This is a genomic window from Nitrincola sp. A-D6, from assembly GCF_000764495.1.
Lineage (GTDB): Bacteria > Pseudomonadota > Gammaproteobacteria > Pseudomonadales > Balneatricaceae > Nitrincola.
Window position 1 is genome coordinate 18,421 of record NZ_JRLB01000103.1, and the last position, 14,471, is coordinate 32,891.

Annotated in this window: 12 protein-coding genes and 1 pseudogene; all 13 read left to right on the forward strand. The window is 48.0% G+C overall.

The window, feature by feature from the left end:
- Positions 1–4 precede the first annotated feature (4 nt).
- Positions 5–913 (forward strand): LysR family transcriptional regulator, encoded by a 909-nt coding sequence (locus LH51_RS16680; protein ID WP_052063878.1) that lies wholly within the window; start codon positions 5–7, stop codon positions 911–913.
- A 204-nt stretch (positions 914–1,117) separates the two neighbouring features.
- Positions 1,118–2,470 carry a hypothetical protein gene (locus LH51_RS16685; RefSeq protein WP_036524337.1) on the forward strand — a complete coding sequence of 451 codons (1,353 nt, stop codon included), beginning with the start codon at positions 1,118–1,120 and terminating at the stop codon, positions 2,468–2,470.
- A 93-nt stretch (positions 2,471–2,563) separates the two neighbouring features.
- On the forward strand, positions 2,564–2,866 hold the full coding sequence (locus LH51_RS16690) for a hypothetical protein (protein WP_144244308.1): 303 nt from the start codon (positions 2,564–2,566) through the stop codon (positions 2,864–2,866).
- Positions 2,847–4,613, forward strand: a complete 1,767-nt coding sequence (locus LH51_RS16695; protein WP_036524343.1) for a hypothetical protein — start codon at positions 2,847–2,849, stop codon at positions 4,611–4,613. Before LH51_RS16690 ends, LH51_RS16695 begins: the two co-directional genes overlap by 20 nt.
- Positions 4,525–5,679: a hypothetical protein gene (locus LH51_RS16700; protein ID WP_144244309.1), complete on the forward strand. Its 1,155-nt coding sequence runs from the start codon at positions 4,525–4,527 to the stop codon at positions 5,677–5,679. The genes LH51_RS16695 and LH51_RS16700 overlap by 89 nt, the downstream gene beginning before the upstream one ends.
- 43 nt (positions 5,680–5,722) lie before the next feature.
- On the forward strand, positions 5,723–6,316 hold the full coding sequence (locus LH51_RS16705; protein WP_052063879.1) for a sigma-70 family RNA polymerase sigma factor: 594 nt from the start codon (positions 5,723–5,725) through the stop codon (positions 6,314–6,316).
- An 8-nt stretch (positions 6,317–6,324) separates the two neighbouring features.
- On the forward strand, positions 6,325–6,840 hold the full coding sequence (locus LH51_RS16710; protein WP_036524349.1) for a hypothetical protein: 516 nt from the start codon (positions 6,325–6,327) through the stop codon (positions 6,838–6,840).
- Between the two features lies 1 nt (position 6,841).
- Positions 6,842–8,371, forward strand: a complete 1,530-nt coding sequence (locus LH51_RS19545) for a S8 family serine peptidase (protein WP_052063880.1) — start codon at positions 6,842–6,844, stop codon at positions 8,369–8,371.
- Positions 8,372–8,682: 311 nt separating this feature from the next.
- Positions 8,683–9,576, forward strand: coding sequence for an AI-2E family transporter (locus tag LH51_RS16720; protein ID WP_052063881.1), 894 nt, complete (start codon positions 8,683–8,685; stop codon positions 9,574–9,576).
- A gap of 41 nt (positions 9,577–9,617) precedes the next feature.
- Positions 9,618–10,636: pseudogene (locus tag LH51_RS16725) on the forward strand (adenosine deaminase).
- A gap of 17 nt (positions 10,637–10,653) precedes the next feature.
- Positions 10,654–11,202 (forward strand): response regulator, encoded by a 549-nt coding sequence (locus LH51_RS16730; RefSeq protein WP_036524352.1) that lies wholly within the window; start codon positions 10,654–10,656, stop codon positions 11,200–11,202.
- A gap of 11 nt (positions 11,203–11,213) precedes the next feature.
- Positions 11,214–12,440, forward strand: a complete 1,227-nt coding sequence (locus LH51_RS16735) for a putative bifunctional diguanylate cyclase/phosphodiesterase (protein ID WP_052063882.1) — start codon at positions 11,214–11,216, stop codon at positions 12,438–12,440.
- A gap of 16 nt (positions 12,441–12,456) precedes the next feature.
- On the forward strand, positions 12,457–14,471 hold a 2,015-nt coding region (locus LH51_RS16740), incomplete at its 3' end, for a PAS domain S-box protein (protein ID WP_036524354.1).

Below are 14,471 nucleotides of genomic sequence, written 5' to 3' on the forward strand. Positions count from 1 at the left end.
CGATATGACAAGCCTACGACCCCCATCAACACTTCCCATGCCGGCTTCTCTGCCACTGCTGGACACAGATGTACTGCGTACATTTGTCGCGATCGCTGAAAGCGGCAGCTTTACCCGTGCGGCCACGCAGGTATTTCGCACGCCTTCGGCTCTGAGCATGCAGATCAAGCGCCTGGAAGAGACACTAGGCAAAACACTGTTTTTGAGAGAGGCACGTCAGGTCAGGCTGACGCCGGATGGTGAAGTACTACTTAGCTATGGCCGGCGCTTACTCAAGCTTAATGAAGAAGCCGTTACTCAGTTTCTGTCGCCATCACTGTGCGGCACGGTGCGACTGGGAACTTCCGATGATGTGGGGACCCGCATTCTTCCAGGCGTGCTGGCTCAGTTCGCCCGATCGCACCCGGCCACTCAGGTGGATGTGATGATAGGGCGCAGTGTCGATATGATTGAACGACTGGATGCGGGAGACCTGGATCTGATCGTGATTACGGCAGGTAATGACGGGCAAGAGGCAGGTCGAGGCAAGGTTGTGCATACCGAACCCTTGGTATGGGCCGGGCGTGAGGGCGGTATTGCGGCGATGAAAACACCGCTGCCGGTCTCTCTGGCCAACCCAGGTTGTACCTGGCGAAATATGGCACTGAAATCTCTGGATCAGGCGGGTGTTGATTATCGTATTGCCTATACGAGCGAAAGTTGTTCGGGACAAGCAGCAGCCATGATCGCCGACCTTGCTGTGGCTCCCTTTCCGGCCGGTATGGTTAAGCTTCCACTACGTAAACTGGGTAAGGAGTATGGTCTGCCGTCACTGGGTGATTATCAGATACTGCTGGTTCAGAGGCAGGGTGCGGAGGATACCTGCAATATCCTGGCAGGCCATGTTATTGACGCTCTGCAGGGGTTGCGTTGATTGTCCAATACACTTGTTCAGAATATGTGTCTGTATATAGACAATAGCATTGTAGTAAGAACGGGCATTAATTTTCACTTTTAACAGATCACCTACTATTATGAATTGACTCTGGTCTAAAAATAAATTGAACCTGTCAACGGGTGACCTCGACTTAGCTGGTGTAAGCGATATTTCTCAAAGTCTAATAAAGGAGACTTGCCCGTGAAAATACTTAACACCACACCCGTTATAAGCACAGCGGCACTACTCATCATGGCGCTGAATACAACGACCGTTTCGGCCAATCTGTACCCTGATTATATCAGCGGTGTAGCCCTCTCTGTTGAGGGTGGTATTTATCCACATGCCGTGGTGCTGGAAAATGTATCGGCCAACAAACAGCTTGAAGCTCTGCAGTTGCAGGCAGAAAAAACGCATATTGATGTGGATTTTCAGGGGCATGTGAGCTGCGCTGCTGACAATAAAGTAGATTTTGATAATGCCCGGGCATACTTCGGTCCGATCTCATTATTCCTGGACTCAGTTCAGTCACCGCAAACGCTGTTTGACGCGGCCTATCACCCCAGTTTCACCACGGGCAAAGGCAATAAAAGAATTACCGAGGCAGGAAATTTCCAGAGCTTCAATATACCCCTCGCACAAATTCAACAGGGTCATCCGGCTGTCAGGTTCAACCCGGAAGAAGAGCTTAACAAAAAGCTGCAGCAGCACCTCAATCAGGGTGGTAGTAAAATCGATTTTTATAGACAAGATCAATATATTAGCGTCAATCGTACTGTCTCTTTGGCTGGCTGGTGCAAACATACGTCAAACAACACCAGCAGACCTGCTTTTGCATCAGTTCCAATTGAGATGACAGTGATTTATAAAGGTGATGCGGATTTAATTGCACCGGTTCAGCTCAGTGCACAATTGGCTCAATCTGAATTGCCAGGACAAGTCACTCATAATTTACCCTTCTCCCTGAATTCGGCCACTTTCCAACCCAATATGCCACACTATATTGGCAAATGTACGCCTGACACTGATCCAGTCATTCGGATAAATTACAGCGGTAATGGTAAAGGGCTGATTCGTTTTAGTGTTAAAGATAACACCGCTACGGTATACGGCAGTCCGGAGATTGCGTATGACTCGGCTGATGGCGTTAATGCACATCTGGATTTCAGCTACCCGCTGATTGGCAAATTAAACCAGGAAAATAATTCAGGTTGGGACGCTCCCAATCAGACCTTTTCACACCCTTTGAGCATAAGAGCGTCAATTAAAGATGTGAACAGTGACCAGTGGAGTGAGTGGAAAACCTATGGCAGTGCAAACTGGAACCATCGTTGCATTCCTCAGGTGAACGTCATACCCGCGGGTGCTCAGGGAGGTGTTTATACTGGCCAGCAGCCATCACCAACCTTGCCAAGCCCATCCCGTATTCAGCCAGTTGAAACCCAGCCTAAGCTTGACAGGGTTCAGCCCCCTGCTACGCCTGAGCCTGGAGCTCCATCGCGGGTTCAACCCAGGGTAATAGAGGAAGACCCCACTGTATTACAGAAACGCTGATAGTAACTGATATGCACACAGAAAAATAATTCAAGCTAAAAAGCAGGGCTCTAAGGAGTCCCGCTTTTTTTGTTATAGGGAGCTATGACTGGTATGAACATCAGACTCCGATACTTGGCTTTATGCATTTTGTTGCCGATGCACTCATCGATGCTTTGGGCCAGTGAGTGGCAGACAAAGCTATCCATCAATCCGGTCGCGGGTCAGTTATTCATGATAGAGCTGCCTGAAGACACAGATATTATCACGCTGACCCGGCTGGTCGTTGAGGTAAATGGTATTGATGTCACCGCTTTTTTATCCTTGCAAGACAATAACTTTTTTTTATGCACCCGTCGAGCCTTTGCCACCAGGAACCCATATAGTCCGGTTAGTGATGCTCAATCCGGATGGTAGCAGTGAACAATTGGCTCACTGGAACTTAACCCAGTCCCGAGGGGAGCCTGCAGTTGATTCAGCAGCTCCTGATTCGCAACAAATTGCTAAGGCTGAGCAGTGGCTACGCTCAGGAACCTATGCTTCAAATAACACTATCGAGGCCAGTTATCGTATTCATGACCATAATTTGATTGATGCACCGAAGCACCTGCAACTGTCAGGTGCAGGTGCTAGCGAAGCGGAGTTTCAAGGGGGGCCGTGGCAGATCAATGCCAAAGGTAACTATCTGTTACATAGCCAGCAATCAGTCTCTCTGACAGGTAAAACGGTCGATATTGGTGAGTACTCCATTGCCGCTCGTCACCAGGGTGAAACATTACACACAGCTATGAACTTAGGCCATCACAGCCTTGGGCTGGATAGCTTTTTATTTTCTCCTCAGCAAAGGCGAGGATTATCTTTTCAGTTTGGTGACAGTAATAATCGCCTGTCTACCCAGCTGTTTGCAGTTCGTCCGGATGCGATTGTTGGCAGTAACCATCTTAGCGGTGTTAGTGATCCACGCAGCCGATTGCAGGGTTTTGCAGCCAATATACAGCCCTTTTCTGAGGGGCCGGATGCTTTAGCGATCACGGCAATGTATTACGATGGTGAAGGCAGCACTTCGGGTCTGGGAGTGAGTGAGTCTCATGCTCTTAATAAAGGGTCTGGTTGGGGGTTGATGCTTGAAAAATCCTATTGGCAAGGCCGACTGAATCTCAGTGGCGAACATGCCCACAGCCGTTTTGATCCGGATATTAGTGTGAGTGATGACCTGAAAGAAAGCAGCGATGCCTGGCGGATGAAAATCGATCTCAGGCCGTTCACAGATCTAAGTTGGGCAAATCAGCCAGTCGATCTATTAGTGGGTGCTGAGTATCAACGTATTGATACTTTTTTTGCCAGTTTAGCTAACCCAGGGCTGGCTGCCGATCGGGATATGGCCTCGGTATTCAGTGATTTCTATTGGGGCAGGCTGTTCGCCAATGTGCAACTATCGCATGAAACAAACAATGTCGATAAGTTACAGGGAATGCCAACAGATCGTTTGCGCAGTTTCGCCTGGAATGGTAATTATGCGTTTAATCAGCAAACAGGCTCTACGGCCTGGTTGGGAACCCCGTATCTCCAACTATCTGGATTTACCGCCAAGCTTGATAGACACAAAACGCCTGATGGCTATCTGGGCTTCGATACCGACAATATGGCAAGTTCCCTGACTGTTGGGGGCGGTTCCAATTATCAGGATTGGTACTGGTCAGGTAACTACACACATGCCGATTTTGACGATAAAGCAGGAATGGGCAGCGATACCCGCAGCCGCTTCCTGTCTCTGGCGGCTGGTTGGCAAGTACATGAAAGACTGTCGCTTAATACCGATGTGCAATACGGTATTTTTTCTAGCAAAGCAGAGGACTCACGTAGCTACAACACTAATATCAACCTGGGTGTGGCTGCAAAATCTGTTTCAGAAAAGCTCGACTTTAACCTGAATTATAATCTGAACCTTTCCAGTGGTGACAGCGACTTACCTGATAGACACAGGGTCAATGCTCAACTCGGGTGGACAATATTTAAAGCCTCACAAAGTAAGCCCGGAGTGTCTATAGCACTCAGAGGTTCAATGGAGAATAATCATGGAAAAAATACATATGCCAATGGCCGGGACAGATATCAGGTGTTCGCCACCTTGCGTATCAGCGCACCTCTGGCTGGTGGTTTTTAGTCTGCTGTTATTCATCGCAGGGTTAAGCGCTCAGGTACAGGCAGATGTTAATTCAGTCAATGCCAGTCCTGGCAGTGTGACGCTAGCGGTAAACAGCTCCACGCCATTGAATATAGTGTGGCGGGTTAATCGCACTGAAACTGATACCACAGCACCGGGTCCATTTAGCCGTCAGGTCAGCTCGGCAAATGCCGTGTTACAGATAAATGGTACGACGGTGGCGACGGTCGGTGGTATGCTCAGCCAGACTTCCGTTCTGTCTTCAAATCAAAGTGCCACGCTTAACTTCAATGAAGTCATTGATGTCAATGTGGGCCTGGCACGACGCATTGCTAATAGTCCGGCCGGTAGTGTGCGAATAGTGCGTTTGTTTGATGATGGTCAAAGGCTGGGGACTGGCAGTCTGGGCGCATACTCTGGCGGTAGCAGTGCAGAGGGCCTTGTTGTCAGACGCATAGATCTGGCCTTTGAGAATACGGCCCGTACCGATGTAGTTGAACAACATACCGAACTTCGTGCCGTTGCTAATATCACCTTTCAAAGCAGTGGAGTGTTGCAGGGCGAGTGGCGGCTTATCGATCCGACAGTCAGTCTGGGGAGTAGCGACGGTCGTGTACTGCAAGTCGTTCGTCAAAGCTTGATCAGTTCTGGTGAAGGTCGGACTCGTGTTGTCAGCCCAACGCTACCGACCGGCCAGCAAGGCCTCTATCTGCTGGCTTTTTCGGTTCAGGATACCACTGCTCAGATAGATATTCCGATTCTGCGTTATTTTGTGGTGGATGGCAGCGGTTCATCGTCACAGGTCAAACCTGAAATGATTAGCGTTGATCAGCCTTTGGAAAATGCACTGTTGGATGCCGATACTCTGTTTAAATGGCAGCCGGTTACTAATGCACATGCATACCAGGTCGAAGTATTTGCACCACAACAGAGTGTGCCGGTGACCGGAAAACTGGTTCCAGCAACAGAGCTGCAACTGGCTTTGACGTCAATGACTCTGGATTGCTGTCGCCCTTATCTTCTTACCAATGGCAGTTGCGGGCTTTCGACACACAGGGGAAGGTAATTGGCATCTCTCCTAAACAAACCATACAAACGCCATAACGTTTATGGCTGATTCAGATGAGATGTTATTAAAACAAATTGCCAGGGGAGATGAAGAGGCTTTGGCTGTGTTCTATCGTCGTTATGAATCACGTTTGTTTAATTTTATTCAAACCAAATTGCATGATGCCTTTGAAGCGGCTGATATTCTCAACGAAGTTTTTCTGGAAGTCTGGCATAAAGCTGGCAGTTTTCAGGGACGCTCCAAAGTCTCTACCTGGCTGTTTAGTATTGCCTATTACAAGGTAGTGGATCGCCTGAGGAAAATAAGACCAAAACAACTGGAGGATGAAGCTATGGCAGAAATTGCTGACGAAAGTCCAGCCGTCCTGAGTTGTCTGATTGGCGGTGAGCAGGCAGAGCAGATTCGGCATTGTATCCAGACCTTGTCCATCGATCATCGAGCTGTAATGGATCTGACTTTTTTTGAAGAAATGTCCTACAGCGATATCGCCATGGTTGTAGGTTGTCCTGAAAATACCGTTAAAACCCGAATGTTTCACGCTAAGCAAGTAATGAAAAAATGCCTGTCACGTCTGATAGGGGGATTTACCATGATGGCTAAACTCGATGCGAGAAGCTACTGCCATATTATCTGAACGGAACCTTGACTGACACGGAAGTTGATAATGTCGAGCAAGCCCTGGCTGATTACCCAGAGCTACAACAGGAACTCGATTTTCTGGACAGTTTGCGTAAACAGCTTCAAAGCCAGTCTGGCAGTATCAGCAGTCCTGGTGAGCTGGGCCTGAAACGCTTGCAACGCCAATTGAAAAAAACCAAGCCGAGTAAGTCAGTGCACGGCTGGCGCGTTGCGGCGATTGCAGCATCCGTCTTGTTGCTGGTGCAAATGTTGGTGACACTGCAAATGGATGAGCCTGAAACCTATCATCCTGCCAGTGGTATGCAGGATGTTGGGGTTAGTGGCACTCGGATAACCGTCGCCTTTGCTCCGGAAGCCACTGAAGCACAAATTCGGGCTGTATTATTGCAAGCCAATAGTCGCATTATCGATGGTCCTTCGGCTCTGGGCATCTATCAACTGATTATTCAGGGTGAGCCAGATGAAGTGATTGTCTGGCTGAAAGCTCAAGCCGTTATTGAATCACTGCAGGAAGAATAAATTGAAAACAATCTTGCTGGTCTTCTGTTTGTGTTTCAGCCTGGGGGTGTCAGTTGTCTGTGCTCAGACTCGATCTGAGGATAGCGCGAACGCACGCAGAACAGCACCGGTGCAGCAGAACATGTTGCTGCCAGAACGCCAAACACCACGAGACGCTATAGGGCTTCGCCCTTCAGCAGAGCAGTGTACCTATCCAGGTCAACTTGTTACTTTACCTGTAACACTTGATGCCGTACAAGCAAACAACCAGTGGTTTATACAAGTTGATACAGTATTTATTCAACTGCACCCTGTCAGTCAGCAGAACCAGCAACCTGTGTTTCTACTCCCCTCCGATAACAGAATTAAACCTCAACAGGTGTACTCGGTATTTGTACAAGCCGAATCAGCCGCCTATCCACGACCTATCTCTGTAACAGTTCGTACCTGTGCATTTGCACTGAATACAGTATCTGCGGAGCACCCGGATCATAATGCCGGTGAGATCATCTTATTAATGGAAACTGATTTTTTATTGGCTGTAAAAAAAGAGGTTGAGGATCAGGGCTATAGCATTGTTGATCAACACAGCTTGCAGCAATTGCAACAAAGTTTGCTTATCATTAGAACTGATGTACGTCAGTTGGAAACTGCAATACAGCAGTTGCGTCGTGAGTTTCCTTTTGCGGAAGTGGATCGAAACCATCATTATCAAATTTCGGCTGAACCGCGCTTATATGCCAAGGAAAAAATTAACTGGCAGCTTTTCAATAGTTATGAGTTTACCTCAACTACACCACTCAAAGTGGGTATGATTGATGGTGATATTGCACTGGATCATCTTAGTCTGGTTGGGCAAAACATTCATCAGCAGTCGTTTTATCGGGGGCGAGCCAGTGCAGATAAAAACCACGCGACAGCTATTGCTGTGCTACTGGCAGGAAACCAGCAAGTCCCGGCATTTAAAGGATTGCTGACAGATGTTGAATTGGTTGCTGCATCAGTACTGGAGCAGTTTGATTACAGTGCTGTTGCAACCACTGAGTCAATGGTACGCGCACTTGACTGGCTGATGACGCATCAGGTCAGGCTGATCAATATTTCCTTGTCTGGTTCGCGTCAAAATGCCGTGTTAGATAAGTTTCTGGATTTGATAACAGGTCAGGGTGCGCTGATCTTTGCTGCAGCCGGTAATGATAAACTCCAGCACACTGCTGCTTTTCCTGCGGCACACCCGAAGGTTTTTGCGATTACGGCTATTGATGCTGCAAATCGTATCTACCCCTTTGCAAACCAAGGAAATTATCTGGATTTTTCTGCCCCCGGTGTAGATATCTGGACGGCGAGCAGCGAAGGCTCTGGTCAATACCGTTCGGGCACTTCGTTTGCTGTGCCTTACGCTGTGGCGGTGGCAGCAAATTATCTTAGTATCAATCCTAATATGTCACGTCATGTGCTTTATGAGACTATGCGAAGTTATAGTGAAGATCTGGGACCTCCCGAGCATGATACTGTTTTCGGCTGGGGCTTGATAAAGTTGCCAGAGAATTAGTATTAGCAACGACTGTAATGTTTATCCTATCAAGATAAGGTTAAAGCAAACTACGTCAGGAGACTGGATGTTTAAAGAACTCGAATTGGGTCCAAGGCAGCGTGCGACAGTCGCCGCAGCGATAACACTAGGATCCGTATTAATACTGTTGGTGGTTTTCAGCTTGAGTGTGTGGGGGCTGGCACGCTTTGTTGGGGCGTTTCAGAATGTATTACTGCCTCCGGTAGTTGCGGTCATTCTGACAATGTTATTACGCCCATATTACAGCGTCTTGGTTAGGGTTTGCCGCGGATCCCGGGCCGGGGGAGTGGTTGTTTTTTTTTCTTTCCGGACTCATTCCACTGGGTGTCTCTATCTGGTTTGTTAGTGCCATTGCTGCCGATCAATTGCTACAGTTATTCGATGACTTACCCTCTATGCTAAATGCTACGCTTGAGGCCGGGCGTTCTGTTTCGCCGCAAGTTACCGCGCTATTGGAGAAGTACGGGTTGATGGCCGAGGTTGATAAGCTGCTTGAAAACCCTGTTGATATGGTGGCTAAGGTATTTCAGGATTTATGGGGGCGCATGTCGCAGCCTGTGGTTCAGATGTTTCAATCCGTGGTGGGATTGTTCGCCTGGGCTGGGCTGCCTCTCTATTTAGCTTTCTTTCTTATGGCAAAGCCGTTTGAGCCCAGGCAGATTGGTGAATTTCTGCCTTTTCTCAAGAAAGACACCAGAGAAGATGTGATCTATCTGTTTGAACAGTTTGTTGGCATCCTGCTAACGTTTTTTCGTGGTCAGATCATTATTGCGCTGATTCAAGGTGTGCTTTTTGCTGTAGGTTTTACGCTAGTAGGGTTTCCCTACAGTATTGTAATTGGCTTCACTCTGGGGCTTCTCAATATTATTCCTTACCTGGGAAGTATCGTGGGTCTGAGTGTTGTACTGCCGATGGCCTATTTCGGTGAGGATGGCGGCGTTGCATCCTTGCTACTGGTGCTGGTTGTGTTCGCTGTGGTGCAGGTAATTGAAGGTTATTTCCTCACTCCAAAAATTATGGGTAATCGCACAGGATTGCATCCAGCGCTTATCATTTTCGCAGTGTTCTTCTGGGGCGCTGCACTTGGAGGCGTCCTCGGCATGATTCTGGCGATTCCGTTAACGGCGTTTGCAGTTGTATTCTGGAGACTGTTGAAAAAGAAATACATTACCGAGGTGGTGTAAGCTTGTAGCATCTGAAAAAATGATTAGAACAGGTAAAGCCTATGACGAAAACACAACTTCAACAACTTGCAGCCGCTTTACCTAAAGCTGAACTGCATCTGCATATCGAGGGCAGCCTGGAACCGGAGCTGATGTTTCAACTGGCTGAGCGCAATGGTATTACGCTTCCCTATGCCAGTGTGGACGCTCTGCGTCAGGCCTATCAGTTTACTAATCTGCAAGAGTTTCTTGATCTCTATTACCAAGGCATGTCGGTACTGCAGACTGAGCAGGATTTTTATGACCTGACCTGGCTTATCTGCAAAAAATTGCTGCCGATGGCGTTATCCATACAGAGATTTTCTTCGATCCCCAGGCGCATTTGCAGCGTGATATCAGCTTTGAAACCCAGTTTCAGGGGATCTATCGTGCGCTTTGTGAGGGTGAAACACAGCTGGGAATCAGTTTCAGGTTGATTATGTCGTTTCTGCGTCACCTGTCTGAGCAGAGTGCTTTCGATACGCTGGAGCAGGCGATGCCCTGGCTGGAGCATATTGATGGTGTCGGTCTGGACTCATCTGAACTCGGCCATCCACCGGAAAAATTTGCCCGGGTGTTTGCGCGTTGTCGTGAGCTGGGCTTGCGGGTCACCGCCCATGCCGGTGAAGAGGGTCCGCCGGACTATGTCTGGCAGGCGCTGGATCTGTTAAAGGTACAGAGGATTGATCATGGAAACCGCTCACTGGAAGATGCAGCACTGATCGAGCGCTTACGCAATGAGCAAATTCCTCTGACGGTTTGCCCCTTGTCCAATCTGAAGCTCTGCGTGGTGACAAAAATGTCACAGCATCCTATATTAAAATTTTTGGATGCTGGTCTCTTGGTAACGATCAATTCCGATGATCCCGCCTACTTTGGTGGTTATGTGATGGATAATTTTCATGCTCTATTGGAAAGTGTGCCTATCACTACTGATCAGATTGTACAATTAATGCGTAACAGTTTTACTGGTAGCTGGCTTTCTGACACCGAAAAGCAGGCCTGTTTACAACGTCTTGATGCGGCCTTACTGACATTTTGATCTCTGAGGTACACTTTATGAGTGATCAGCTGTTTGAGTTTCTGGATGATGTTGATGCGAATAGCAGCACTCCTGCGTTGACAGACGCTTCAGTGAGTCGCTCACCTAAGCAACATACGTTTAAACTCCTGGTGGTTGATGATGATGAAGATGTTCATCTGATGACTGAGTTGTTACTCAAGGGGCTTTGCTTTGATGAGGATCAACTGCTGGTGCAGCATGCGTACAACAGTCAAGAGGCGTATGACATCCTGCTGCATGATCCTGATATAGCTGCAATGCTACTGGATGTTGTGATGGAATCTGAAGATGCCGGTTTGCAACTGGTGCATCGGATTCGACATAGTCTGCGTCGTACTAAGCTTAGAATTATCCTCAGAACCGGGCAGCCGGGCTATGCGCCGGAGCTGGAAACGATCCAGCGTTATGATATCAATGATTACAAAACCAAAACTGAGTTGACCCGGGAGCGCTTGTATACGTGCTTGATGACGGCAGCACGCAGCTATCGTCAACTGGATCAACTGGAAAAGTTGGCTTACGAAGACCATCTTACTGGCTATTAAGCCGAAATGGTTTGCTGCGTGCTTTGGAGATTAAGGCAGAGGGGAAAGGTGATGGCTATGCACTGGTACTGCTAGATATTGATAATTTCTCTATGATAAACGATACCTTTGGTGCTTACTACGCGGATCGTTTTCTCATCGATTTTGCCGCACTACTGCAACACCTGCCAATGACCGAAGGGGTGGCCCGGCTAAGTGCAGATCAGTTTGCTCTGATTGTCGGCAGTACAGGTAGCCTGGTTGAAGAAATATTACGCAGTCAGCTGATATCCCGTACTCTGGTAATTGAAGGTGTGGAAACGCCCTTGAGCTTTTGTATGGGAATAGCACATTGCCATAAAGAGCTGGCACCACCAGAAATGCTAGGTCACGCGACGCTGGCCCTCAAACGGGCTAAAAAGATGGGTATGGGGCAGGCTATTACATTCAGTGATGCAATGATTTGTTCGTTGCGAGAGCGGGTGAGTATGCTCTCGTCACTTAAGCAGGACCTGGATCATCATCGCTTGTACCTGGTTTATCAGCCACAGATACACCTGAAGTCGGGCCAACTGATAGGTGTAGAAGCCTTGGTGCGCTGGATGGATGAGTCCGGTCAGATGATATCACCCGCCGTCTTTATCGAACTGGCTGAACAATCTGGTTTGATTGTTAAACTCGGTGAATGGGTACTGCGCCGAGCTTTGTTTGATTGTGCAGATCTCTGCCGAGCTCAACCGGGTTTTCGCGTGGCTGTTAATGTATCGCCGTTGCAATTTCAACAACCTGACTTTGTAGATCGGGTGAAGGCTTGTCTGCATGAGCAAGGGCTGGAAGGTCAGCATTTGGATCTGGAAATCACTGAGTCAGTATCCATGAGCTATGCTGATGAAATGATCGATAAATTCAAGGCGTTGCGGGAGATGGGAATCACTATATCGATTGATGATTTCGGCACTGGGTTTTCTTCACTCTCCTACCTGGAAAGGCTGCATGTAGATTGTTTGAAAATTGATCGCTCCTTTATTGATAAACTTACCACATCGACATCGGGTTACCGTATAGCGCAAACGATATTGACTCTGGGACAGCGTCTCAATATGCGGGTGTTAGCTGAAGGGATTGAAACGGATGCACAATTGAATGAACTTATCAAACTCAACTGTGACCAGGGGCAGGGATATTTAATTGCTCGACCGATGAAAATTGATGCACTGGATGAGTGGATCAAAATTCATACTGACCAGCACAGTTTGTGAATCAGGCAAGTAACGGATGAAGTGCCTTTCTCGTTCTGCTCAATCACTCTTGTCAGCGACTGCGTTGTTGGTGCTGTCACTTGGTTTAATTTTGTTTCTTGCGTTGTTTCTGCTGCAAAAAGCTAATCGCGAAAGCGAAGCGGCTTCTGTCGCATTGTTGCAGGAGTCATTAAACGAACAACTAGAGTTGAATGCCGAAGCTTTGGGTGACAATCTGCTTACTTTTATGGAACAGGCAGGGCAGAGTTCTGAACTCCTGGCTTCGTTGTTGGGTCAAACGGCCAAACAACAGGGGCAGTTGAATCGCCTGCAGGTGCAGAAGCTTACAGCCGCTTCTCTGGTAGCTAATTCTTTGGTTAGTTCCGCTTATGTGCATTTTGAAACTGAGTCTTACGATGGTATGGACAGTGTCTATGCAGGTGTTGGTGAACATAGCTCAGCTCAAGGCTCTTTGGAGGTGTATTGGGTTCGGGAGGCTCAGGGGATTGTTTTTTATCCTAGTCCTGATGCAGCCTCAAAGTACTCTGAAGTCAGAGATGCCTTCGGTCAACGCGAATCCGAGTGGTATCTCTGCCCTAAAGAACAGTTGGCTCCCTGTTTGACTGAGCCCTATGCCTGGGAACTCAATCCGGGTGAACTGATTGATATGATATCGCTGACTAAACCCATTCTTGTCAATGACAAGTTTGCCGGGGTTGCTGGAGTAGACCTGAACCTGGATTCTTTTCAGCGAGCTGCCCTACATCTTGTTAGTCCGGTTTTTGCGGGCCAGGCAAAACTGCTTCTGCTAAGTCAGCAGCAACGTATTCTGGCAGCCTCTGATTATCCAGATGCTAGGGGTCAATACCTCGATCAAATCAGTCCCGAACTAGCAAACTATCTGGCATCGAGTGACGAAAAAGCCTATCAGTCAGATGAGGAGACCTATCTCGTTAAGCAGCTGCCCTTATCACTGTTCAACACTGAATGGACGCTTGTGTTGATGCTACCGATGCAAAACACTTATACCGGTATGGAGGCCTTGCACTCTGATTTGATCAGCCGAAATACCCGCAGCATTTCGATACTAATAGTGGTATCGGGATTGGTTTTATCGGTCAGTTTGGTGATCGCTTTACGTTATGTTCGGCAGCGCGAATCTGCACTCAACAGAAGCCGCAATCAATTGGAAACAATCTTTAATGCCGCACCTAGTCCTATGGCTGTCGCCAGTTACCAGCAAGATCACTTTAAAACCAAACGTGTCAATAAAGCCTGGTTAAGGGAGTTTGGTTACACTCAATCACAGGTGCTTGGGTCGAATGGTGAAGCGGTGGGGTGGTGGTGTTCTGACTCTGATCGACAGCGTGTCACTCAGCAGATTTTAGATCAGGGAGGCGTGAACCAGTTTCAGGTTTGGTTGCAGCGGGCTGATGGGTCAGTTTTTTTGGCGTCGGTGTCTGCTTCAACCATTGAGTTGGGGAATGAAAAAATGTTGGTCATGGTGTACGACAATGTGACCCAAACACACCATTTGCAACAACAGCAGATTCGTCTGAACCGTGAGTTGGACCTTCGAGTTAAAGAGCGTACTTTGGAATTGGAGCAAGCGATTGGTGATCTTGAAGTGGCCCAGCAGGAGCTGATTCAATCAGGAAAATTAGCCGCTTTGGGTAATTTGGTTGCGGGTATTGCGCATGAGTTGAATACGCCAGTCGGTAATGCGGTGATGGCTTCATCGCGTTTTCGTGGTGACTATGAGGAGTTACGACGCAAAGTAGCACAGGGGATGCGCCGTTCTGATCTGATGACATTTATTGAACAGGGAGAGCAGACCACCGATATTCTGACACGAAACTTGCAGCGTGCGGCCGAATTAATTAACAGCTTCAAACAGGTTGCGGTGGATCAGACCACTTCTCAGCAGCGTCGTTGTTCTCTGAATGAGGTAGTGCATAATGTCCTGCTGATGCTACAGCCCACTATTCGTAAAACACCGCATCAAGTCATTAATGACCTGCAAGAAACCCTTATCATGGACACCTACCCGGC

Excerpts from the sequence above, each read along its gene's own strand:
- LH51_RS16690 (WP_144244308.1), top strand. The coding sequence starts at position 2,564 with ATGAACATCAGACTCCGATACTTGGCTTTATGCATTTTGTTGCCGATG.
- LH51_RS16695 (WP_036524343.1), top strand. The coding sequence starts at position 2,847 with ATGCTCAATCCGGATGGTAGCAGTGAACAATTGGCTCACTGGAACTTA.
- LH51_RS16705 (WP_052063879.1), top strand. The coding sequence starts at position 5,723 with ATGGCTGATTCAGATGAGATGTTATTAAAACAAATTGCCAGGGGAGAT.
- LH51_RS16680 (WP_052063878.1), top strand. The coding sequence starts at position 5 with ATGACAAGCCTACGACCCCCATCAACACTTCCCATGCCGGCTTCTCTG.
- LH51_RS16730 (WP_036524352.1), top strand. The coding sequence starts at position 10,654 with ATGAGTGATCAGCTGTTTGAGTTTCTGGATGATGTTGATGCGAATAGC.
- LH51_RS16700 (WP_144244309.1), top strand. The coding sequence starts at position 4,525 with ATGGAAAAAATACATATGCCAATGGCCGGGACAGATATCAGGTGTTCG.